This is a genomic window from Pseudomonas ceruminis (assembly GCF_021602025.1).
Lineage (GTDB): Bacteria > Pseudomonadota > Gammaproteobacteria > Pseudomonadales > Pseudomonadaceae > Aquipseudomonas > Aquipseudomonas ceruminis.
Window position 1 is genome coordinate 94,883 of sequence record NZ_BQHW01000017.1, and the last position, 20,911, is coordinate 115,793.

General features: G+C 62.2%; 18 protein-coding genes. 11 read left to right on the forward strand and 7 right to left on the reverse strand.

Annotation, left to right across the window (positions count from 1 at the left end; all coding sequences use genetic code 11):
• Positions 1–7: 7 nt before the first annotated feature.
• Both trkA and L6D80_RS19150 read left to right on the forward strand, forming a co-directional pair.
• Positions 8–1,381 (forward strand): Trk system potassium transporter TrkA, encoded by a 1,374-nt coding sequence (trkA, locus tag L6D80_RS19145; protein WP_054902252.1) that lies wholly within the window; start codon positions 8–10, stop codon positions 1,379–1,381.
• An 11-nt stretch (positions 1,382–1,392) separates the two neighbouring features.
• Positions 1,393–1,701, forward strand: coding sequence for a tetratricopeptide repeat protein (locus L6D80_RS19150; RefSeq protein WP_054902253.1), 309 nt, complete (start codon positions 1,393–1,395; stop codon positions 1,699–1,701).
• A 34-nt stretch (positions 1,702–1,735) separates the two neighbouring features.
• Here the strand turns inward: L6D80_RS19150 and L6D80_RS19155 are convergent, their stop codons facing one another.
• Both L6D80_RS19155 and L6D80_RS19160 read right to left on the reverse strand, forming a co-directional pair.
• Positions 1,736–2,623, reverse strand: coding sequence for a lysophospholipid acyltransferase (locus tag L6D80_RS19155; protein ID WP_054902254.1), 888 nt, complete (start codon positions 2,621–2,623; stop codon positions 1,736–1,738).
• 41 nt (positions 2,624–2,664) lie between these two features.
• On the reverse strand, positions 2,665–3,216 hold the full coding sequence (locus tag L6D80_RS19160) for a DNA-3-methyladenine glycosylase I (RefSeq protein WP_054902255.1): 552 nt from the start codon (positions 3,214–3,216) through the stop codon (positions 2,665–2,667).
• An 83-nt stretch (positions 3,217–3,299) separates the two neighbouring features.
• On the opposite strand from L6D80_RS19160, the gene glyQ reads away from it, so the two are divergent.
• The 4 genes from glyQ to L6D80_RS19180 all read left to right on the forward strand — a co-directional run bounded on the left by glyQ (position 3,300) and on the right by L6D80_RS19180 (position 7,661).
• Positions 3,300–4,247, forward strand: coding sequence for a glycine--tRNA ligase subunit alpha (glyQ, locus tag L6D80_RS19165; RefSeq protein WP_025337182.1), 948 nt, complete (start codon positions 3,300–3,302; stop codon positions 4,245–4,247).
• The gene (gene glyS / locus L6D80_RS19170) at positions 4,244–6,298 is read left to right on the forward strand and encodes a glycine--tRNA ligase subunit beta (protein ID WP_054902256.1); all 2,055 of its coding nucleotides are present in this window, start codon (positions 4,244–4,246) and stop codon (positions 6,296–6,298) included. The genes glyQ and glyS overlap by 4 nt, the downstream gene beginning before the upstream one ends.
• Positions 6,299–6,301: 3 nt before the next feature.
• On the forward strand, positions 6,302–6,829 hold the full coding sequence (gene gmhB / locus L6D80_RS19175) for a D-glycero-beta-D-manno-heptose 1,7-bisphosphate 7-phosphatase (protein ID WP_054902257.1): 528 nt from the start codon (positions 6,302–6,304) through the stop codon (positions 6,827–6,829).
• A gap of 61 nt (positions 6,830–6,890) precedes the next feature.
• Positions 6,891–7,661, forward strand: coding sequence for a lysophospholipid acyltransferase family protein (locus L6D80_RS19180; protein WP_054902258.1), 771 nt, complete (start codon positions 6,891–6,893; stop codon positions 7,659–7,661).
• 176 nt (positions 7,662–7,837) lie between these two features.
• On the opposite strand, the gene L6D80_RS19185 is transcribed toward L6D80_RS19180, so the two are convergent.
• Both L6D80_RS19185 and L6D80_RS19190 read right to left on the reverse strand, forming a co-directional pair.
• Positions 7,838–9,457, reverse strand: coding sequence for an MFS transporter (locus L6D80_RS19185; protein ID WP_054902259.1), 1,620 nt, complete (start codon positions 9,455–9,457; stop codon positions 7,838–7,840).
• Between the two features lie 97 nt (positions 9,458–9,554).
• On the reverse strand, positions 9,555–11,201 hold the full coding sequence (locus L6D80_RS19190; RefSeq protein ID WP_176514749.1) for a GMC family oxidoreductase: 1,647 nt from the start codon (positions 11,199–11,201) through the stop codon (positions 9,555–9,557).
• Between the two features lie 127 nt (positions 11,202–11,328).
• Between L6D80_RS19190 and L6D80_RS19195 the strand changes: the two genes are divergently transcribed.
• Positions 11,329–12,216: a LysR family transcriptional regulator gene (locus tag L6D80_RS19195; RefSeq protein ID WP_176514751.1), complete on the forward strand. Its 888-nt coding sequence runs from the start codon at positions 11,329–11,331 to the stop codon at positions 12,214–12,216.
• On the opposite strand, the gene L6D80_RS19200 is transcribed toward L6D80_RS19195, so the two are convergent.
• Genes L6D80_RS19200 through L6D80_RS19210 form a run of 3 tightly spaced genes read right to left on the reverse strand, consistent with a single transcriptional unit; the run spans position 12,205 to position 15,214 of the window.
• Positions 12,205–13,023, reverse strand: a complete 819-nt coding sequence (locus L6D80_RS19200) for a sulfite exporter TauE/SafE family protein (protein WP_054902271.1) — start codon at positions 13,021–13,023, stop codon at positions 12,205–12,207. The genes L6D80_RS19195 and L6D80_RS19200 overlap by 12 nt on opposite strands.
• Positions 13,020–14,291, reverse strand: a complete 1,272-nt coding sequence (locus L6D80_RS19205) for an NAD(P)/FAD-dependent oxidoreductase (RefSeq protein ID WP_176514753.1) — start codon at positions 14,289–14,291, stop codon at positions 13,020–13,022. Before L6D80_RS19205 ends, L6D80_RS19200 begins: the two co-directional genes overlap by 4 nt.
• A 38-nt stretch (positions 14,292–14,329) precedes the next feature.
• On the reverse strand, positions 14,330–15,214 hold the full coding sequence (locus tag L6D80_RS19210; RefSeq protein ID WP_054902263.1) for an MBL fold metallo-hydrolase: 885 nt from the start codon (positions 15,212–15,214) through the stop codon (positions 14,330–14,332).
• 230 nt (positions 15,215–15,444) lie between these two features.
• Between L6D80_RS19210 and L6D80_RS19215 the strand changes: the two genes are divergently transcribed.
• From L6D80_RS19215 to L6D80_RS19230, 4 genes are all read left to right on the forward strand, one after another.
• On the forward strand, positions 15,445–16,749 hold the full coding sequence (locus L6D80_RS19215) for a sigma-54 interaction domain-containing protein (RefSeq protein ID WP_176514755.1): 1,305 nt from the start codon (positions 15,445–15,447) through the stop codon (positions 16,747–16,749).
• Between the two features lie 75 nt (positions 16,750–16,824).
• Complete coding sequence (locus tag L6D80_RS19220) at positions 16,825–17,349, forward strand: RNA polymerase sigma factor (protein ID WP_054902265.1); 525 nt, start codon at positions 16,825–16,827, stop codon at positions 17,347–17,349.
• The gene (locus L6D80_RS19225) at positions 17,346–18,185 is read left to right on the forward strand and encodes a FecR family protein (RefSeq protein ID WP_176514757.1); all 840 of its coding nucleotides are present in this window, start codon (positions 17,346–17,348) and stop codon (positions 18,183–18,185) included. The genes L6D80_RS19220 and L6D80_RS19225 overlap by 4 nt, the downstream gene beginning before the upstream one ends.
• A gap of 113 nt (positions 18,186–18,298) precedes the next feature.
• Positions 18,299–20,647 (forward strand): TonB-dependent siderophore receptor, encoded by a 2,349-nt coding sequence (locus L6D80_RS19230; protein ID WP_223849203.1) that lies wholly within the window; start codon positions 18,299–18,301, stop codon positions 20,645–20,647.
• Positions 20,648–20,911: the final 264 nt, after the last annotated feature.

Here is a 20,911-nt window from a genome sequence, read left to right on the forward strand (position 1 = left end):
GTAGCGGATGAAGATCATCATCCTCGGCGCAGGGCAGGTGGGTGGTACGCTGGCGGAGCACCTGGCGAGCGAAGCCAACGACATCACCGTGGTCGACACCGACGGCGATCGCCTGCGCGACCTGGGCGACCGCCTCGACATCCGTACCGTGCAAGGCCGCGGCTCGCTGCCCACGGTACTGCGCCAGGCCGGCGCCGATGATGCCGACATGCTGGTGGCCGTCACCAACAGTGACGAAACCAACATGGTGGCGTGCCAGGTCGCCTATTCCTTGTTCCACACCCCGACCAAGATTGCCCGCGTGCGTGAATCGGCCTACCTCACACGCGAGGAACTGTTCGACAACGACCACATTCCAGTGGACGTGCTGATCAGCCCCGAGCAGGTGGTCACCAACTACATCAAGCGCCTGATCGAACACCCAGGCTCACTGCAGGTGATCGACTTTGCCGAAGGCAAAGCGCAGTTGGTGGCAGTCAAGGCCTACTACGGTGGCCCGTTGGTGGGGCAGCAGTTGCGCCAGATTCGCGCGCACATGCCCAACGTCGACACCCGCGTAGCCGCGATCTTCCGCCGCGACCGGCCGATCACCCCACGGGGCGATACCGTGATCGAGGCCGACGACGAGGTCTTCTTCATCGCCGCCAAGAAAGACATCCGCGCCGTGATGGGTGAACTGCGGCGGATCGATGAAACCAACAAGCGCGTGGTCATCGCCGGTGGCGGGCAGATCGGCGAGCGTCTGGCCGAGGCCATCGAAAGCCGCTATCAGGTGAAGATCATCGAGATGAGCCCGGCGCGCTGCCGCCACCTGTCCGACACCCTGGAAAGCACCGTGGTGCTGCAGGGCAGTGCCTCGGACAAGGACCTGATGCTGGAAGAGAACATCGCCGACGCCGACATCTTCCTGGCGCTGACCAACGATGACGAAGCCAACATCATGTCGTCGCTGCTGGCCAAGCGCCTTGGCGCGCGCAAGGTGATGACCATCATCAACAACCCGGCCTATGTCGACCTGGTGCAAGGCGGCGACATCGACATTGCCATCAGCCCGCAGCTGGCCACCATCGGCACCCTGCTGGCGCACGTGCGCCGTGGCGACATCGTCAGCGTACACTCGCTGCGCCGTGGTGCGGCCGAGGCGATCGAAGCGGTAGCACATGGCGATGCGAAGTCGAGCAAGGTGGTCGGCAAGGCCATCGAAGACATCTCCCTGCCACCCGGCACCACCATCGGCGCGATCATTCGTGACGAACAGGTGCTGATCGCCCACGACGATACGGTGATCGAGTCAGGCGACCATGTGATCCTGTTCGTTGTGGATAAAAAGCACATCAGGGACGTGGAGAAGCTGTTCCACGTGGGTTTGAGTTTCTTCTAGGGGAAGAGGGCATGCGCGAGTCGCTGGAGAAGATGCTGGCCAAGGGTGTGGATAACCCGCTGCTGCGGTTCGGGCTGGGCAAAGCCTGGCTGGATGAAGGGAACGGCGCTGAAGCGGCGGTGCACCTGGCGGTGTGTGTGGAGCAAGACCCGAAGTACTCCGCAGCCTGGAAGCTGCTGGGCAAGGCGTATCAGCTGCAGGGTGATGCGGCGGCGGCGCGCAAGGCCTGGGAGGATGGGATAGTGGCGGCGCAGGCTCATGGCGACAAGCAGGCCGAAAAAGAAATGACGGTGTTTCTCAAGAAACTGAACAAGGCCTGAAATCGTTGGGGCTGCAAAGCAGCCCCCCGAAACATCAATACCAGCGCGGCTCGCCAGCCGGGCGCTTCTTGAAGCGCTTCATGCTCCACATGTACTGGCTGGGATATTCGCGCACATAGCGCTCGACCACCTTGCTCATGGCCGCCGCCGACTCGGTCACATCGGTGCTGTACATCGCCTCCGGGGCTGCTTCCAGGAACACTTTGAAGCCCGAACCATCCGGCAAACGCAGCGCATGCAGGAACACTCCTACCGCCTTGCCACCGGCCAGCATGTTCGGCACGAACTTGCTGGTCAGCGCCTGGGTACCCAGGAACGGCACGAACACACCCGCCGATTCGGCCGGCTCCGGGTCAGCAGGGATGCCCACCTGGCCGCCACGGCGCACTTCCTTGATCACGCTGAGGATGCCTTCCTTGGTCGAAGGCGCCACGCGATTGCCCATCTGTACGCGCTGCTCTCGCAGCAGGTCATCCACCGCCTTGAGCTTGGGTGGGCGGTAGAAGATGATCGGCTTGCACTGGCTGCAGTAGAAGTGGTTGAGCACTTCCCAGTTACCCAGGTGGCTGGTGATGCCGACCACGCCCTTGCCCGAGGCCAGGGCCTGCTCCAGTACTTCAAGCCCGTGTACTTCCTTGACCAGGTCCAGCGACCGCTGCGGCGGCCAGATCCAGGCACAGGCACTTTCGACAAACGACTTGCCGATGTCCCGCAGCGCGCGGCCCACCAACTGCTCACGTTCGGTCGGGTCCATCTGCGGGAAGCACTTGGCCAAGTTGATGCGCACGACGTTGCGCGAACCGTTGGGGATTTTCCACATCAGCCAGCCGATGCCGGCACCGACGCGCTGCACTGCGCCCCAGGGCAGCTTGGCAAACAGACGAAGCACCCCGACCATCAGGGCGCCCTTGAACTTTTCCACAGGCGAATTCCTTATTTCAGCAAGGCGCGCATTGTAACCCCTCAGCGCACCAAGGCGGCGTAACGATCACAATCGGTGGTGTGGTCCATGACCATCCCGGTCGCCTGCATGAAGGCGTAACAGATGGTCGGGCCGACGAAAGTGAAGCCGGCTTTCTGCAGGGCCTTGCTCATGGCCTTGGCTTCATCGGTCACTGCCGGCACCTCGCCGCGGCCCGTGAAATGATTGATCCTGGGCGTGCCCCCGACGAACGACCACAGCCACTCGGCCGGGTTATCCACAGCCAGCCAGGCCTGTGCATTGCGCCGCGCGGCCTTGAGTTTGAGGCGGTTGCGGATGATGCCGGGATCGAGCATCAACGCTTCGATCCGCTCGTCGCTCATCTGCGACAGCTTTACCGGATCGAAGCCATACATCACCTGTCGATAGCGTTCGCGCTTGCGCAGCACGGTGATCCACGACAACCCCGCCTGGAACCCTTCGAGCAAAAGCATCTCGAACAGCAACGCCGGGTCACGCTGCGGCGTTCCCCATTCCTGGTCGTGGTAGGCCTGGTACAACGGATCGTCTGAACACCAAAAGCAGCGTGGCATAAGGCTCCAATGAGTAGAGGGCGAAGCGAATCAGGTTATACTCCCGCTCTTTACATCCGCATCCCCAGATACAGGTGAATTTCGTGAGCCAGCCTACGCCAGCCGTGCGTACCTTCCAAGACCTGATCCTCGCCCTGCAGAACTACTGGGCCGAGCAAGGTTGTGTGGTGCTTCAGCCCTACGATATGGAAGTAGGCGCCGGCACTTTCCACACCGCAACATTCCTGCGCGCCGTCGGCCCAGAAACCTGGAACGCCGCCTACGTGCAGCCTAGCCGTCGCCCTGCCGACGGGCGGTATGGCGAAAACCCCAACCGCCTGCAGCACTACTACCAGTTCCAGGTAGTGCTCAAGCCCAACCCTGCCAACTTCCAGGAGCTGTACCTCGGCTCGCTGAAAGCCATCGGCCTCGACCCACTGGTCCACGATATCCGTTTTGTCGAAGACAACTGGGAGTCGCCGACCCTGGGCGCCTGGGGCCTGGGCTGGGAAATCTGGCTCAACGGCATGGAAGTGACCCAGTTCACCTACTTCCAGCAGGTTGGCGGTATCGAGTGCTACCCGGTCACCGGTGAAATCACCTACGGCCTGGAGCGCCTGGCCATGTACATCCAGGGCGTCGACTCGGTGTACGACCTGGTGTGGGCCGACGGCCCGTTCGGCAAGGTCACCTACGGCGATGTGTTCCACCAGAACGAGGTGGAGCAGTCGACCTACAACTTCGAACACGCCAACGTCGAGAAGCTGTTCGAACTGTTCGACTTCTACGAAAGCGAAGCCAACCGCCTGATCAAGCTGGACCTGCCGCTGCCCACCTACGAAATGGTCCTGAAGGCTTCGCACACCTTCAACCTGCTCGACGCCCGCCGCGCCATCTCGGTGACCGAGCGCCAGCGCTACATCCTGCGCGTGCGCACCCTGGCCCGGGACGTGGCGCAAAGCTATCTGCAAGCCCGCGCACGCCTGGGCTTCCCGATGGCCACCCCTGAACTGCGTGACGAAGTGTTGGCGAAGCTGGAGGCTGCACAATGAGTGCTCAAGATTTTCTGGTAGAACTGGGCACCGAAGAGCTGCCACCCAAAGCCCTTGCCAGCCTCGGCGAAGCCTTCCTCGCCGGTATCGAGAAAGGCCTGCAGGCCGCTGGCCTGAACTACGCGGGCAAACAGGTCTATGCCGCGCCACGCCGCCTGGCCGTTTTGATCCGCCAGCTCGACGTGCAGCAGCCTGACCGCAGCATCAACATCGATGGCCCGCCCCTGCAGGCGGCGTTCAACGCCGAAGGCCAGCCAACCCAGGCGGCCCTGGGCTTCGCCAAGAAGTGCGGGGTCGAACTGTCCGAAATCGACCAGAGCGGCGCCAAACTGCGCTTCTCTCAGCACATCCCGGGCAAAGCCACCACCAGCCTGCTGCCGACCATCGTCGAGGATTCGCTCAACGACCTGCCGATCCCCAAGCGCATGCGCTGGGCTGCCAGCCGTGAAGAGTTCGTACGCCCGACCCAGTGGCTGGTGATGCTGCTCGGCGACCAGGTGGTCGACTGCACCATCCTCTCGCAGAAGGCAGGCCGCGAGTCCCGTGGCCACCGTTTCCATCACCCGGAAAATGTGGTCATCACCACCCCGGCCAACTACGTCGAAGACCTGCGCAAAGCCTACGTGCTGGCCGACTTCGCCGAGCGCCGCGAGCTGATTGCCAAGCGCACTGCCGAACTGGCCCTGCAGCAGGAAGGCACAGCGATCGTGCCGCCAGCGCTGCTGGACGAAGTGACCGCGCTGGTCGAGTGGCCTGTGCCGCTGGTGTGCTCGTTCGAGGAGCGTTTCCTCGACGTGCCGCAGGAAGCCCTGATTACCACCATGCAGGACAACCAGAAGTATTTCTGCCTGCTGGACAGCGAAGGCAAGCTGCTGCCGCGCTTCATTACCGTGGCCAACGTCGAGAGCCGGGACCCCAAGCAGATCGTCCAGGGTAACGAAAAGGTCGTGCGCCCACGTCTGACCGACGCCGAGTTCTTCTTCAAGCAGGACAAGAAGCAGCCACTGGCGAGCTTCAACGAGCGCCTGAAGAACGTGGTATTCCAGGCTCAGCTGGGTACCGTCTACGACAAGGCCGAACGCGTTTCCAAACTGGCCGCCTTCATTGCCCCGCTGATCGGCGGCGACGCCCAGCGTGCTGGCCGTGCCGGCCTGTTGTCCAAATGCGACCTGGCCACCGAGATGGTCGGCGAATTCCCTGAAATGCAGGGCGTTGCCGGTTACTACTACGCGCTCAACGATGGCGAGCCAGAAGACGTCGCCCTGGCACTGAACGAGCAGTACATGCCGCGCGGCGCTGGCGCCGAGCTGCCGCAGACCCTGACCGGTGCTGCCGTTGCCATCGCCGACAAGCTCGACACCCTGGTCGGCATCTTTGGTATCGGCATGCTGCCCACCGGAAGCAAAGACCCGTACGCCCTGCGCCGTGCTGCATTGGGCGTGCTGCGTATCCTGATCGAGAAGCAGCTGGACCTGGACCTGACCGGTGCGGTCGAGTTCGCGGTCAAGCAGTTCGGTACCAAGGTCAAGGCTGCCGGCCTGGCGGAGCAGGTGCTGGAGTTCATCTTCGACCGCCTGCGCGCGCGCTATGAAGACGAGGGCATCGACGTTGCCACCTATCTGTCGGTGCGTGCCCTGAAGCCGGGTTCCGCCCTGGACTTCGACCAGCGCGTACAGGCCGTGCAGGCCTTCCGCAAGCTGCCAGAAGCCGAGGCCCTGGCCGCGGTGAACAAGCGCGTGTCGAACCTGCTGGGCAAGGCTGAAGGTGCTATCGCAGAGCAGGTCGAACCGAAGTACTTCGACAACGCCAACGAGTTCTCCCTGTACTCGGCCATCCAGCAGGCCGACCAGGCTGTGCAACCGATGGCTGCCGCACGCCAGTACAGCGAATCGCTGGCCCGCCTGGCTGCCTTGCGTGACCCGGTCGACGCCTTCTTCGAGGCGGTGATGGTCAACGCCGAGGATGCCAAGGTGCGTGCCAACCGTTATGCCTTGCTCAGCCGCCTGCGCGGTCTGTTCCTGGGCGTGGCCGACATTTCGCTGCTGGGGTAAGCCTTGAAACTGCTGATTCTCGATCGTGACGGAGTGATCAACCAAGACTCCGACGCCTACATCAAGTCGCTGGAGGAATGGATCCCGATTCCCGGCTCGATCGAGGCCATCGCGCAGTTGAGCAAGGCGGGCTGGACGGTGGCCGTGGCCACCAACCAGTCCGGCATTGCCCGTGGTTACTACTCGCTGGCAACCCTGGAGGCCATGCATGCACGCCTGCGTGCGCTGGTGGCCGAACAGGGCGGCGAAGTAGGCCACATCGTGTACTGCCCGCACGGGCCGGATGAAGGCTGCGCGTGCCGCAAGCCCAAGCCGGGTATGCTGCGGGCAATTGCCGACTACTACCAGGCCGACCTGCGCGGCGTGTGGTTCGTTGGCGACAGCAAAGGTGACCTTGAGGCCGCCCTGGCCGTCGGTGCACAACCCGTGTTGGTCAAAACCGGCAAGGGAGAGCGGACCCTGGAAAAAGGCGTCGCTGAAACTACACTGATTTTCGACGATCTGGCCGCTATCGCCAGAGAACTAATTTAAACGATGCGCCTAAGGGCGCATTTTTCTCAGGCGGGCAAGCCCCGCAACGGTACATGCCACTATGTCGATCCTGCAGGCGATCAGAATCTTTCTTTTTTACCTGCTACTGGGCACCAGTTCTCTGCTGTGGTGCTCGCTGAGCTTTTTCATCGCGCCATTTTTGCCCTTCCACAAACGCTATCGCTTCATCAACGTCTACTGGTGCCGATTCGCCGTGCTGCTGGCGCGGGTATTCCTGGGTATCCACTACAAGGTGACCGGTGCCGAGAACGTGCCCAAAACACCCTGTGTGATTCTGTCCAACCACCAGAGCACCTGGGAAACCTTCTTCCTTTCCGCCTATTTTTCGCCGTTGAGCCAAGTGCTCAAGCGTGAACTGCTGTACGTGCCCTTCTTTGGCTGGGCGATGGCCATGCTCAGGCCGATCGCCATCAACCGCGACAACCCCAAGGAAGCCTTGCGCCAGGTGGCAAGCAAGGGTGATGAGCTGCTCAAGCAGGGCGTATGGGTGTTGATATTCCCCGAAGGTACCCGTGTGCCATTCGGCACACTGGGCAAGTTTTCCCGCGGGGGTACTGCCCTGGCGGTGAACGCTGGCCTGCCGGTGCTGCCGATCGCGCACAACGCTGGCAAGTTCTGGCCCAAGACCGGCTGGGGTAAGCGCGCGGGCACCATCGAGGTAGTGATTGGTGAGCCGATGTACGCCAACGGCAGCGGTCCGCGGGCCATTGCCGAGCTCAATGATCGTGCTGCCGCCTGGAATGAGGCGACCCAACGGGCCTTGGGTTCGCTGCCGCCAGTGGATGAAAAACCGCAGGAGCAGATCGCCTGAGCATCTGTGGATAAGTTGTTAGCAATTTTTGGATGAATGCGCTTGGAACAGCGGTAAGTATCTGAATTAGCTATTTATTTCTGTGTATGACGTTTTTTCGAAAATCGTGCATAAGTTTTTTTAGGGCATAAAAAAACCGGCTTTTACAGCCGGTTTTTTTATACGTGTGCCTTGCCTCACACCTTGTCGATATCCACGTCCTTGGTTTCCTTCAGACAGAAGATCCCCACCACCAGGCTGATGCCGGTCACCAGCACGGGGTACCACAGGCCATAGAAGATGTCCCCGGTGTACACCACCAACGCGAACGACACCGTCGGCAGGAACCCACCGAACCAACCGTTGCCGATGTGGTAGGGCAGCGACATCGAGGTGTAACGGATGCGGGTGGGGAACAGCTCGACCATCACCGCCGCCAACGGGCCATAGGTCATGGTAGCGATAAGGATCATCGCCACGATCAGCACCACTACCATGACCTGGTTGACCTGCGCCGGGTCAGCCTTGGCCGGGTAGCCTGCCTGTTCGATCGCGGTACGCATGGCGGCTTCATCGAAGCCATTGATGGTCTTGTCACCGATGTTCACCACCACCTGGCTGCCGGTGACCGCCACCGAGCTATAGGGCAGGCCCTGCTTGACCAGGAACGTCTTGACCTTGTCGCACGGGCTGTCGAAACGGGCCTTGCCAACGGGGTCGAACTGGAAGGTGCAACCTTGCGGATCAGCAGTGACCACGATGGGCGCCTGGCGGCTGGCGGCATCGATCTGAGGGTTGGCGTAGTGGCTGAGCGCCTTGAACAGCGGGAAGTACAGCACCGTCGCCAGCAACAGCCCAACCATCAGGATCGGCTTGCGCCCGATGCGGTCGGACAACCAGCCGAAAATCACGAAGAACGGCGCACCGATCACCACGCTGATGATCAGCAGGGTATTGGCCTGGGCCGGGTCCATCTTGAGCATCTGGGTCATGAAGAACAGCACGTAGAACTGCGCGGTATAGAAGGTCACGGCCTGGCCGGCGTTGATGCTGAACAAGGCGGTGAGCACGACCTTGAGGTTGGGCCAGGAAGTGAACGACTCACGGATCGGCGACTTGCTGACCTTGCCCTGCGCCTTCATTTTCACGAAGGCCGGCGATTCATGCATGCTCATGCGGATCCAGGTTGAGATCCCCAACAGCACGATCGACAGCAGGAACGGCAAGCGCCAGCCCCAGGTTTCGAACTGATCGCCGCTGATGTAACGGCTGCCCAGCACCACCAGCAACGACAGCAGCAGGCCCAGGGTAGCAGTGGATTGGATGAAGCCTGTATGGAAGCCGCGCTTGCCGGGCGGTGCGTGTTCTGCCACATAGGTTGCCGCACCGCCGTACTCGCCGCCCAGGGCCAGCCCTTGGAGCATGCGCAGCACCACCAGGATGATGGGCGCTGCGATACCGATGCTGGCGTAGGTAGGCAGCAGGCCCACGGCGAAGGTGGACAGGCCCATGAGCACGATGGTGATCAGGAACGTGTACTTGCGCCCGATCATGTCACCCAGCCGGCCGAACACCAAGGCACCGAAGGGTCGCACCAGGAAGCCGGCAGCAAAGGCCATCAGGGCGAAGATGAAGGCAGTGGTGTCGTTGACACCCGCGAAGAACTGCTTGCTGATGACCGCAGCCAGCGCGCCATAAAGAAAAAAGTCATACCACTCGAAAACCGTCCCGAGGGATGACGCGAAAATGATCTTGCGTTCTTCACGACGGCTGTTGCTGCTCGCCGCCGCCCCCTGCTCTTGGATGTAATCCGACATCGTTGCTGTCCTCGGCCCGCAGGCCACAGTGATTATTTTTGTTGTTCCACTGTCGGCCGCCTCTGACCGCAGGCTGCCGGTACTGCACGCACCCGGGTCAGGGCGTCGGTAACGCGTCTTCGTTCAGGTAAGTGTGAGTGGCAGCTCCTTTGAGGATCAGTTGCGCCGCTTTCTCGGCGATCATCAGGGTAGGGGAACAGGTATTGCCGGAGGTGATCTGCGGCATGATCGAGGCATCTGCCACGCGCAGGCCGGGTATACCGCGCACGCGCAATTGGTTATCCACAACGTCCAATGGGCCATTACCCATGCGACAGGTACCCACCGGGTGGAAAATCGTGGTGCCGATCTTGCCGGCGGCCTCGAACAGGTCTTGTTCGGTTTGCAGGGCAGGGCCAGGCAAATACTCCACAGGGTCGAAAGCGGCAAGGGCAGGGGCCTGGACAATACGCCGGGTGAGGCGGATAGCGTCGGCGGCCACGCGCAGGTCTTGCGGGTCGCTGAGGTAGTTGGGGTCGATCAGCGGGGTACTGCTCATGTCCGCGCTGCGAATGTCGATACGCCCGCGGCTCGCCGGGCGCAAGTTACACACCGAAGCGGTAAACGCCGGGAAGCGGTGCAGTGGCTCGCCGAAGCGCTCCAGCGACAGCGGCTGCACATGGTACTGGAGGTTGGCCGTGGGCTGATCGGGGCTTGAGCGCACGAACGCACCCAACTGGCTCGGCGCCATGGCCAGCGGCCCGCTGCGGTCGTAGAGATAGCGCAGGCCCATGCCCATCTTGCCCCACAGGCTGTTGGCCATCTGGTTGAGGGTGCGGGCATTGCGGATTTGATAGATCAGGCGCAGTTGCAGGTGGTCCTGCAGGTTGCCGCCGACACCCGGCATATCGTGGCGCACGCCTATACCCAAGCGTTCCAGCAACGTGCGCGGGCCTATACCAGAGCGCTGCAGGATGCCGGGAGACCCCACAGCACCGGCGCACAGGATGATCTCGCGCCGGGCAGCGAACGCATGCCAGGCGCCTTGCCACAGCGCTTTCACAGCGCGTGCTCGGGTGTTGTTCAACAACACCTGGTCGACCTGCACGTCAGTCAGGACGGTGAGGTTGGAGCGTTCCTTGATGGGCCGCAGGAACGCCTTGGACGCGTTCCAGCGCACACCGCTGCGCTGGTTGACTTGAAAGTATCCACAGCCCTGGTTGTCGCCCGTGTTGAAGTCATCGACCTTGCCGATGCCGCTCTGCTCGGCAGCATCGCGAAACGCATCGAGGATCGGCCAACTGTAGCGCTGGCGTTCGACCCGCCACTCACCGCCGGCGCCATGGTGTTCGCTGGCTCCGGCAAAATGGTTTTCGCTGGCCTTGAACAATGGCAGTACATCGCTCCAGGCCCAGCCGTCGTTGCCCTGTTCAGCCCAGCGGTCATAGTCGGCTGCCTGGCCACGCATGTAGATCATGCCGTTGATCGAGGAACAGCCACCCAGCACCTTGCCCCGTGGATAACCCAGGCTGCGTCCGCCCAGCCCCGGTTGCGCTTCGGTCTTGAAACACCAATCGGTGCGCGGGTTGTTGATGCAGTAAAGGTAGCCGACAGGGATATGAATCCAGGGATAGTTGTCGCGGCCGCCCGCTTCGAGCAGCAGGACGCGGCAGGAAGGGTCGGCAGATAAACGGTTGGCCAGCAGGCATCCGGCGGGGCCGGCCCCTACGACCACGTAGTCAAAGACAGAATCGGCTGATGGCATGTGCAACCTCGCGCCTGATTATTATTCTTGTCGCCTTCCATCTTATTGATTAATTTCGCTGAGGGAACACGAGATTTCGCGCAGCCGTTGTGCGTTTTAGCACAACGGCCAACAGGGAAAGGGATGCATGTTCGACTGGAATGATCTGCGGTTTTTCCTCGAGTTGCAGCGCAGTGGCCGCCTCCTCACCGCCGCCAAGCGCCTCAACACCACCCACAGTACCGTCGCCCGGCATATCGAAAGCATTGAAAAAAGCCTGGGCACTGCATTGTTCGTGCAACATGCCCAAGGCTACGAACTGTCCCCCTCCGGGCAGGCGCTACTCAAGCATGCTGAAGCCATGGAGAACGTCGCACTGCTGGCGCAGGAAGAAATCAACCAGGCCATCACCCCGTTGGGCAAAATCCGCCTGGGGGTAACCGAAGGCATCGGCATCATGTTCTTCACCCCACGCATGAACGCCTTGTTCGAGCGTTACCCCGGGCTTGAAGTGGAGTTGGTGGCGGTCCCGCGGTTTGTCAGCATTCTCAACCGCGAAGCGGAAATCAGTATTCACCTCGAGCGGCCCAACGCTGACCTACTGATCACCCGCAAACTCACTGACTACCGCCTGGCGCTGTATGCCAGCCAGGCGTACCTGGACCGGGCGCCACCTTTGCGTCACCGTGAAGACCTGGCCCGCCACAGCTGGATTGGCTACGTCGACGACTTGTTGTTCAGCCAGGAGTTGCTGTTCCTTAACAGCTTCTGCCGCTCACCCAGCGTGGCCTTCCGCAGTACCAGCGTCATCGCCCAGCAAACGGCGGCCCGGGCAGGCCTGGGCATCGCCGTGCTGCCCAACTATATGGCCCGCCACGACCCGACGCTGGTGCGCGTACTGCCCAGCGAAACCATCCAGCGCAGCTACTGGATCTGCACGCGCCGTGAACTGCACAAGTCGGTACGCCTGCGGGTGGTCTGGGACTACCTGCTGGCGCTGTGCGCCGCCGAACAGGGCGAGCTGTTAGCCGAGTAGAGCCTTTGCCGCGAGCAGCAAGGCAGCCAGCCATCCGGCCACTGCAAACATCTGCTGCAAGCGTGGCCCGGCCAGCTTCGCCGCCAGTGGCCTGGCCAGCAACAAGCCGAGCACAGCGCCGATAGCGAACGGTGCGCCCACCTGCCAGTGCATTACCCCAGCCAGGCTGGCGCTAACCACGCTCCCCGTCGACACCAGCGCAATGACCGCCAGGGAGGTGGAGACGATGCTCTTCATGCGCAGGTTGGTGTAGCGGTTCAAGGCCGGAATGATCACGAAGCCGCCACCCACCCCCAGCAACCCTGACAACAACCCCGACAGCGCGCCAGTCAAGGCCAACGCCCGCGCACAAGGCAACGTCCAGCGCAAACGCCCCTGCAACGGGTTGAGTACGCAGGGCTCGATGTAGCGGTGCGCCTCGTTGGTTTCACCCCGCAGCTCTTTGGCCGCCTTGCGCCAGATGCGTACACAGGCGTAAACCAGGACCCCGGCGAACACCAAGGCCAACGGCGTATTGGGCAAGCGGTGCGCCAGCATCAGGCCGAGCGGAGCGCCGGCAATGCCAATCAGTGCGATGAAAAGCGCTGCACGGTAACGCACCAGCCCTTGGCGCAAGCCCAGCACCGCGCCCACGGCAGCGGCGAGCCCAACGGCTAGCAAACCAATGGGGGCGGCTTCCACCATCGAAAGGCCGAGGCCAAACACCAGCAGGGGTACGGCAAGGATGCCTCCGCCAGCGCCCGTCAGCGCCAGCACTGCGCCGATGATTGCACCGAGCCCGGCGCCGAGCAGTTGATGTTCGATCACTGGGCGGCCTCGGCGGCCAACGGCAGGGGCCGCGCCAGCCACTCACGCCCCTTGAGCATGCCTTGCCAGTACAGCGGTGGCAGCAGCCGGGCCTTCAGCAACCAGGCCAGGCGTGTTGGTCGCCGTCCATCGAGCAGCCAACGCGGAAAACTCGGTGCAACCTTGCCGCCATATGTGAACTCGGCCAGGACGATCTTGCCCCGCTCGACGGTCAGTGGGCAGGACCCATAGCCATCGTACTGTGCAAGGGTCGGCAACCTGCCCAGCGCCACCAGCACATTATTGGCCACTACAGGCGCCTGCTTGCGCGCCGCCGCGGCGGTCTTGGCATTGCTGGTGCTGGCAACGTCACCCAGAGCATGGACATTGGCGAACTGCCGATGGCGCAGGGTATGTGGGTCGACATCGACCCAGCCCGCAGCATCCGCCAACGGGCTGTTGCGGATGAAGTCCGGGGCAACCTGCGGTGGCACGACGTGCAGCATGTCGAAGGCCTCGGTGCGGGTCTCGCTGCTGCCGTCGGCCAGCGCACGGACGAAGGTGGCACGCTTGTTGGGGCCATCCACCGCCACCAGGCGTTGTGTGTAGTTGAGGTCGACACCGTACTTGTCGATATAAGCCATCAGCGCTGGCACATAGTCGGGTACACCGAACAATACGGCGCCCGCATTGAAGAAGCTGGCCTTCACATCACCCAACCGACCGTGCCGCAGCCAGTGATCGCAAGACAGGTACAGCGCCTTTTGAGGCGCACCGGCGCACTTGATCGGCATCGGTGGTTGGGTAAACAGGGCACGACCCTGCTTGAGGTTTTGCACCAGTTGCCAGGTGTAGGGCGCAAGATCGTAGCGGTAGTTGGAAGTCACGCCGTTACGCCCGAGGGTATCGCTGAGGCCGTCGATGGCCTCCCAGTCGAGCTTGAGTCCAGGGCACACCACCAGTTGTTCATAACTGATGGCACGGCCATCCTCGAGCGTGACCCGCTGGCCCTGTGGATCGAAGCCTTGAACGCGCGCTTTGACCCAGCGTACGCCCTGTGGAATGGTCGAGGCCATGGTGCGAGCGGTACTCGGTGCCGTGAATACACCGGCGCCGACCATGGTCCAGCCAGGCTGGTAGTAGTGCACATCGGCGGGATCGATCAGCGCGATGTCCAGCGAGGGGTCGCGGCTGATGAGGCTGGCAGCGGTGGCGATACCCGCGGCACCGGCACCGACGATGACCACCTTGTGGTGGTTGGAACTGGCAGGGGATTGCAAGGCAGGCATGGGGGACTTCCTGAAATTCTGGTTATCGGGCAGGGCGGTCAAAGCTTGTTCAGCGGGATCTTCAGGTAGCTGACACCGTTGGCCTCGGGCTCGGGAAAATGACCGCTGCGCATGTTGACCTGCACCGACGGCAAGATCAGCACGGGCATGTCGAGGGTCTTGTCACGGGCTTCGCGCATGGCGACGAAGCTGTCCTCGTCGATGCCTTGATGGATGTGGATATTGCTGGCGCGTTGTTCGGCCACCGTGGTGACGTAGCGCATGGCACGCCCGCCTGGCAGGTAGTCATGGCACATGAACAGTTGAGTGTGGTCGGGGAACGCCAGCAGCCGGCGGATTGACCGGTACAGGGTACGCGCGTCGGCACCGGGGAAATCGCAACGGGCGGTGCCGTAATCAGGCATGAACAGCGTATCGCCAACGAACAGCACCTTTTCTCCGGCATCCTCTATCAGGTAGCTCATGCACGCAGGGGTATGCCCAGGGGTGTGCAAGGCCCGGGCATGCAAATTGCCGATACGAAACCCTTCCTCGTCTTCGAGCAGCACATCGAACTGGCTGCCATCGCGCGCAAAGCCAGGTTCGGCATTGAACAAGGTGCCGAACACTTTCTGCACCTGGGTGATGTGCGCGCCAATGGCCGTGTGGCCGCCGAGCTTTTCCTTGAGGTACGCCCCGGCCGAAAGGTGATCGGCGTGTACATGGGTTTCCAGCACCCACTGGACCTCTGCGCCCAGCGCGGCGACCCGGGCGATCAGCCGGTCCGCCGAAGCGGTACAGGTGCGCCCAGACTTCGGGTCGTAATCCAACACGCTGTCGATCAATGCACACTTGCGCGTTTCGCCGTCCATGACCAGGTAACTGATGGTCGAGGTCGCCTCATCGAAGAAAGCTTCTACGTGAAGGTTGTTGCCAATGATCATTACGTTCTCCAAATGTTCCACGGCGCCTTTGAGAGGCGCAGGGAGTGACAGGAGGTTTATCAAGATGCATGCCAGGAATTTCCAGCCACGCAGGCCAGCCGATCCGGCATTGGCAGGCGCATGCCAGATAAAATGGCAGCTACGTTTGGCAGTCGACTGGCAGCCAATGGCAGTGTTTGGCAGTACTTGGTACCCTCGGCCAGGTTATCCAACCGGTCGTTTTCATTTTCATGCCTCAAACCCATTCAATCATCCTAGCCCTGGTTTCCTACCTGGAACACGATGCGCTACCTGCCATCGTCTTGGACACCGACTACAACATCCTCGCTGCCAATGCGGCCTACCGCCGACAGTTCGGCCGTGACGCAGTAGCGCCGCTGGGTGAGAAGTGCCATCGGGTGTCTCATCACTACGCCGTGCCTTGTGACCAGGCCGGCGAACATTGCCCGATGCGCAAGGCCTGGGACAGCAAGGCGCCGGAGCGCGTGCTGCATATCCATCACACCCCGCGTGGGCCTGAACATGTGGATGTAGAGTTGCGGCCCATCCTCGATGAACAGGGCAGGGTCGTTGCGTTCGTCGAGCGCCTGACCACCATCACGCTTGCGTCCGCGCAACCGCAGCAGCAGGGGCTGGTTGGCCGGGCCCCAGCGTTCAAAGCAGCCCTGGCCAGCCTGCAACGGGCGGCACCTGCGCAGATACCCGTGCTGCTGCAGGGCGAATCGGGGACTGGCAAAGAGCTGTTCGCCCGTGCAATCCATATGGGCAGCCCTAGGGCCAACGGCCCCTTGGTGGTAGTCGACTGTACCGGCTTGACCGAGTCATTGTTCGAGAGTGAATTGTTCGGCTACGAGAAGGGCGCCTTTACCGGTGCCAACCAGCGCAAGATCGGCCTTGCCGAAGCGGCCCATGGTGGCACGCTGTTCCTCGACGAAATCGGCGAAGTGCCGCTGGCGATGCAGGTCAAACTGCTGCGCCTGATCGAGTCCGGTAGCTTCCGCCCGGTCGGTAGCCTGCGTACCGTGCATTCCGATTTCCGCCTGGTTTCAGCAACACACAAGCCGCTGAAGCAAATGGTCGCGGACGGCACATTCCGTGAAGACCTGTATTACCGCATCAGTGGCTTCCCGATACGCTTACCCGCGTTACGCGAAAGGGTCGAGGACCTGCCCTTACTGGCGCAGAGCCTCTTGCAGCGGATGGCCGGCAAGCCGGCTGCCAGCCTGACTGAGGCTGCCTTGCAGCAACTTGCGCTGCACCCGTTCCCGGGCAATATCCGTGAGCTGCGTAACATCCTGGAGAGGGCGCAGCTGTTCACCGACGACGGGTTGATCCGGCCCGAGCACCTGCCAGAAGAGGTGGGTCACGGCCAGGCGGCAGGTTTCACCAGAAACCGAGGTCGCAACGACTTGGGCGAACTGGCGCAGGCGCTGGAACAGTTCCAGGGCCCACGCAGTGAATTGGCACGCCACCTTGGGATGAGTGAACGTACGCTGTATCGACGTTTGAAGGCCCTGGGCCTAAACCCTTCCTGAGCTTACGCAGCGACCCTATGAATGCAAATTTTTCTCATTTATATTCATGGTCACGCTGCTCGCCTCAGGTCTGCCATGTCCCTCGACCCTTCCAACCTACCGCTGCTCTGCGCCTTGATTCGTCACTACGATGAATTGGTGGATCACGTCCGTCGCCGCTTTGGTGACCGAGGCTTTGCCCGCGAGGTGGTGCACGATGTATGCGTAAAATTGCTGGAAAAGCGCGAGAAAGAGCAGGTGCGTTTGCCTCTGGCGCTGCTGCGTAAAATTTCCTACGACCAGGCTGTGAGCAGTTACCGCAGTGAGCGGCGGCGGCAGACCTGGATCGTTGAAATGCCCGAGCCACTGGATGCCGTTTGCCCCGCACAGGCGCCCCTCCAGCAGTACGAGGCCGCACGGGAGCTCGAATTGCTCTCTGAAGCCATCAGCCGCTTGCCCGAACGCTGCCAGATGGTCTTTGTCATGCACAAGATCCACGATTTGCCTCAGGCCGAAGTCGCCGTGCGCATGGGGATTTCCATCAAAACCGTGGAAAAGCACCTGCGACTTGGCCTGGCTGCCTGCCGCCTGCATCTGGACCGTCAGCAGGTAGGCCAATGAGCAGTGATACCCCAACCAAGCTCCCTGCGTCGGCCGAAGAACAGGCCCTAGCGCGCCACCGCGAAGCGCTGCGCGAGCGTTTTCCAATGCCCGAGCCCAAGCCGCGCAAAACGCGCAAACCGTTGCTGGCGGGTGGGCTGGTGCTGCTACTTGGGGCAGGCCTGGCCTGGCTCGACCCCAGCTATCACAGCGAGCAGTACGCCAGTGCCGTGGGCGAGCGACGGCTTCTAACCCTGGCCGATGGCAGCCAGGTCGAAATGGACAGCGGCACCCGGTTGAGCGTGAGCTGGCACCTGCGTTCGCGCCGTATCACGTTACAACAGGGGCAGGCGTTATTCGAGGTCAGCAAGGCCGTGTTCCGGCCATTCCAGGTCGAGGCCGGTACCGCCCAGGTGAACGTGCTCGGCACTCGCTTCAATGTGCTGCGTGGCGTCGACACGGTAGAGGTGGCCTTACTGCGCGGCAGCTTGGCGGTGCAGTCCACCGTCGACCCGGCGCAACACCAGCGGCTGGCACCGGGGCAGCAGGTGAGTGTCAATCAGGGCCGACTGCAACCGCTGGCGACTGCCGATTTGGTGCGTATCACGGCTTGGCAACGCCAGCGCCTGGTGTTTGCCCGCACACCGCTGTCGCAAGCGCTGGCGCAGATCCAGCGCTACCGCGTCGCAGTCATTGAGTTGGAAGGTCAAGGCCTGGCCGACCTACCTGTTACCGGCACGTTCGATACACGCAATGTCGAAGCCCTGCTCGACGTACTCCCGCGCATCTTACCGGTGAGCGTTCGCCGTGACCCGGAGGGTAGGGTGCGTATCGGGCCGCGGGCAATAGGTCACTGATGCGAATCATCGAAGCATCGAGGCGGGCGAAAAAAAGTTGCACGGGCAGGTAGGGTTTCAGGGGGTTCGAAGCGGCTTAGATGCCAGACACTTACGCCAAGGATCTGCTCGCCATGAAGTACCCCGCCCGTATCCACCACCCATACCTGCCCCTTTCCCTGCTTGCCGCGAGCCTTCTGGCGGCAATGCCCGTGCTCGCCGACACCAAGGCCAACATCGACATTCCAGCGGGCTCTTTGGAGCAGGCGCTCAACAGCCTGGCGCAGCAGACCGGGGTACAGATCATCTTCGCCAGCGACGTGGTGGGCGATCGCACTACGCCGGCGTTGCATGGCCACTACAATGCCGAGGAGGCGATGCACCGGCTGCTCGACGCTCGCGGTTTGCAGGTGCAGATGCAGGACGCACAGACCTTCCTGGTGGTAGCGCCCCAGGCCTCAGGCCGCCTCGCTGTGCCCGCCAAGGTCGAACCGCTGGCCGTGGATGCCACGGTAATCAGCGGTGATGTGCTTGGCAGCGGCACGGACGAAGAGGTGCGTACCTATGCCGGCAGCCGTAGCGTGGTTGGCAGCGAGGCGTTGCACAAGGCCAGCGTGCGTGGCGTAGACGAGGCGCTGCAGCGGGTGCCGGGGGTGAAGATCTTCGACGAGACCGGTACCGGGGCTTTGCCGCAGATTGCCGTGCGTGGCTTGTACGAAAGCCGCAGTGGCCGGCTGCAGGCGTTGTCCGACGGCATCCCACTGGCGCTGGCGCCTTATGGCCAAACCGGCCTGTCGCTGTTCCCCGTGACCATGGCGGCGGTCGACCGCATCGACGTGGTCAAGGGCGCCGCCGCCGTGCAGTACGGGCCGAACAACGTGGGCGGGGTGGTGAACTTCATCAGCAAGCCGATCCCGCGGGAGTGGCAGACCACCTTGCAGGAGCGCACCACGTTCTTCCCCGGAGGTCGCCAGCTGTGGGACACCTACCTGGGCACCGGTGGCTTCATCACCGACAACTTCGGACTGCAACTGGACCTGAACACCATCGGCGGGCAAGCCGGGCGCGAGCATTCCGATACCGACATTCAGAACTACCGCCTGCGCGGGCAGTGGAACATCGACGACGACCGTGACCTGAGCTTCGGCTTCCAGCACTACAAGGCCGACATGGATCTGGCCGGCGCCCTGAGCGTTGCCGACTACAAGCATGACCCGCGCCAGTCGACCCGCCCCCTGGACCGCTTCGAGGGTGACACCGACCGCGTCTGGGGCACCTACACCCAGAAGTTCGGCGCCATCGGCCCGTTCGACTCGGTGGCCTTCAGCTGGACCAACTTCGCCCACAACAGCTACCGCAACTTCGTCGTCGGTATGCCGTTCACCCCAGACGGGCAAGCCGTCACCAAGCAGGATGGCCCACGCGACTTCAAGGTCTGGGGCAGCGAGCCGCGCTTGAGCCTGGGCATCGACGGCGAGCAGGTCAGCCAGACCTGGCTGCTGGGCGCGCGTTACGTGAAGGAAGACATCGACTACAAGGTCAATCGTCAAAGCCTAGCCACCGGCGCGACCACGCCATTTCGCGACTGGCATTTCGATGACGAGGCCAAGGCGTTCTACATCAGCAACGCCATTGGCCTGCTCGACAACCGCCTGACTGTCACCCCGGGCGTGCGCTACGAGAACGCACGCATGCAGTACGACGATGGCATCACCGGGGCCAGCAACGAAAACCAGTCGATGGAATGGCTGCCTGGCATCACCGTGGGCTTCCAGGCCAGCGATGACTGGTTCGTCTATGCCAACGCGCAGAAGTCGCTGCGCCCGCCGCAGGTGACGCAGATCGTCAAGGAGGGCCAGGTCGGCGCGGAACTGGCGTGGAACTACGAGACCGGTGTGCGCTATACCCCGTGGGACGGCTTGCGCGTCGACCTGGGCGTGTACCGCATCGACTTCGATGACCAGATCGTCTACGACGCCACCAGCGACCGCTTCGTCAACCTCGGCAGCACCCGCCACCAGGGGATCGAGACCGAGGTGTTCTGGACCCCGGAGGCCATGCCCAACCTCGACCTGCATGCCAGCTATGCCTACCTCGATGCCAAGCAGCGTAACGGTGAGTTCAAGGACAACGAGGTGCCCTATGCCTCGCGCAACCAGTTCAGTGTCGATGGCCGCTATCGCTTTGCCGAGAACTGGACCTACAGCCTCGATGGCCTTTACGTGAGCAGCGCCTATACCGATGCCGCCAACTCGGGTGAGGAAAATGCCATTGCCTCGGTCGGCAAGCTGCCGGCCTACTGGCTGTGGAATACCGCCATCGAGCGACGCTTCAAGGTGCGTGATGGCGTGCTGACTGCGTCGGCTGGTATCAGCAACCTGTTCAACCGCGAGTACTATTTCCGCGGCATCGATACGAGCCCCTGGGGTCGCCAGCCGGCGCCGCAGCGTTCGCTGACACTGGGCGTGAATTACCAGTTTTGAGGGATGAAGCTTGATGCCTTCCTTCCTCGACGCATCCCGTCTCCATCATTTTCGATCGAGCGGAGGAGGGCGCTCCGAACAGAACATTCAGGCAAAAAAAAGCCCGCGAGAGCGGGCTTGATGATGACCGGCGGGACCAGGATTGAACCCCGGCCGGTCATCTATGTGTGAAACCGTGCAACTATTCTGTGAGCCTACACCTGATGTAGGTTCACAAAATAGGTGATAGGCCAGACCCCGTGAAATTGGAATCTTCGCCATTTT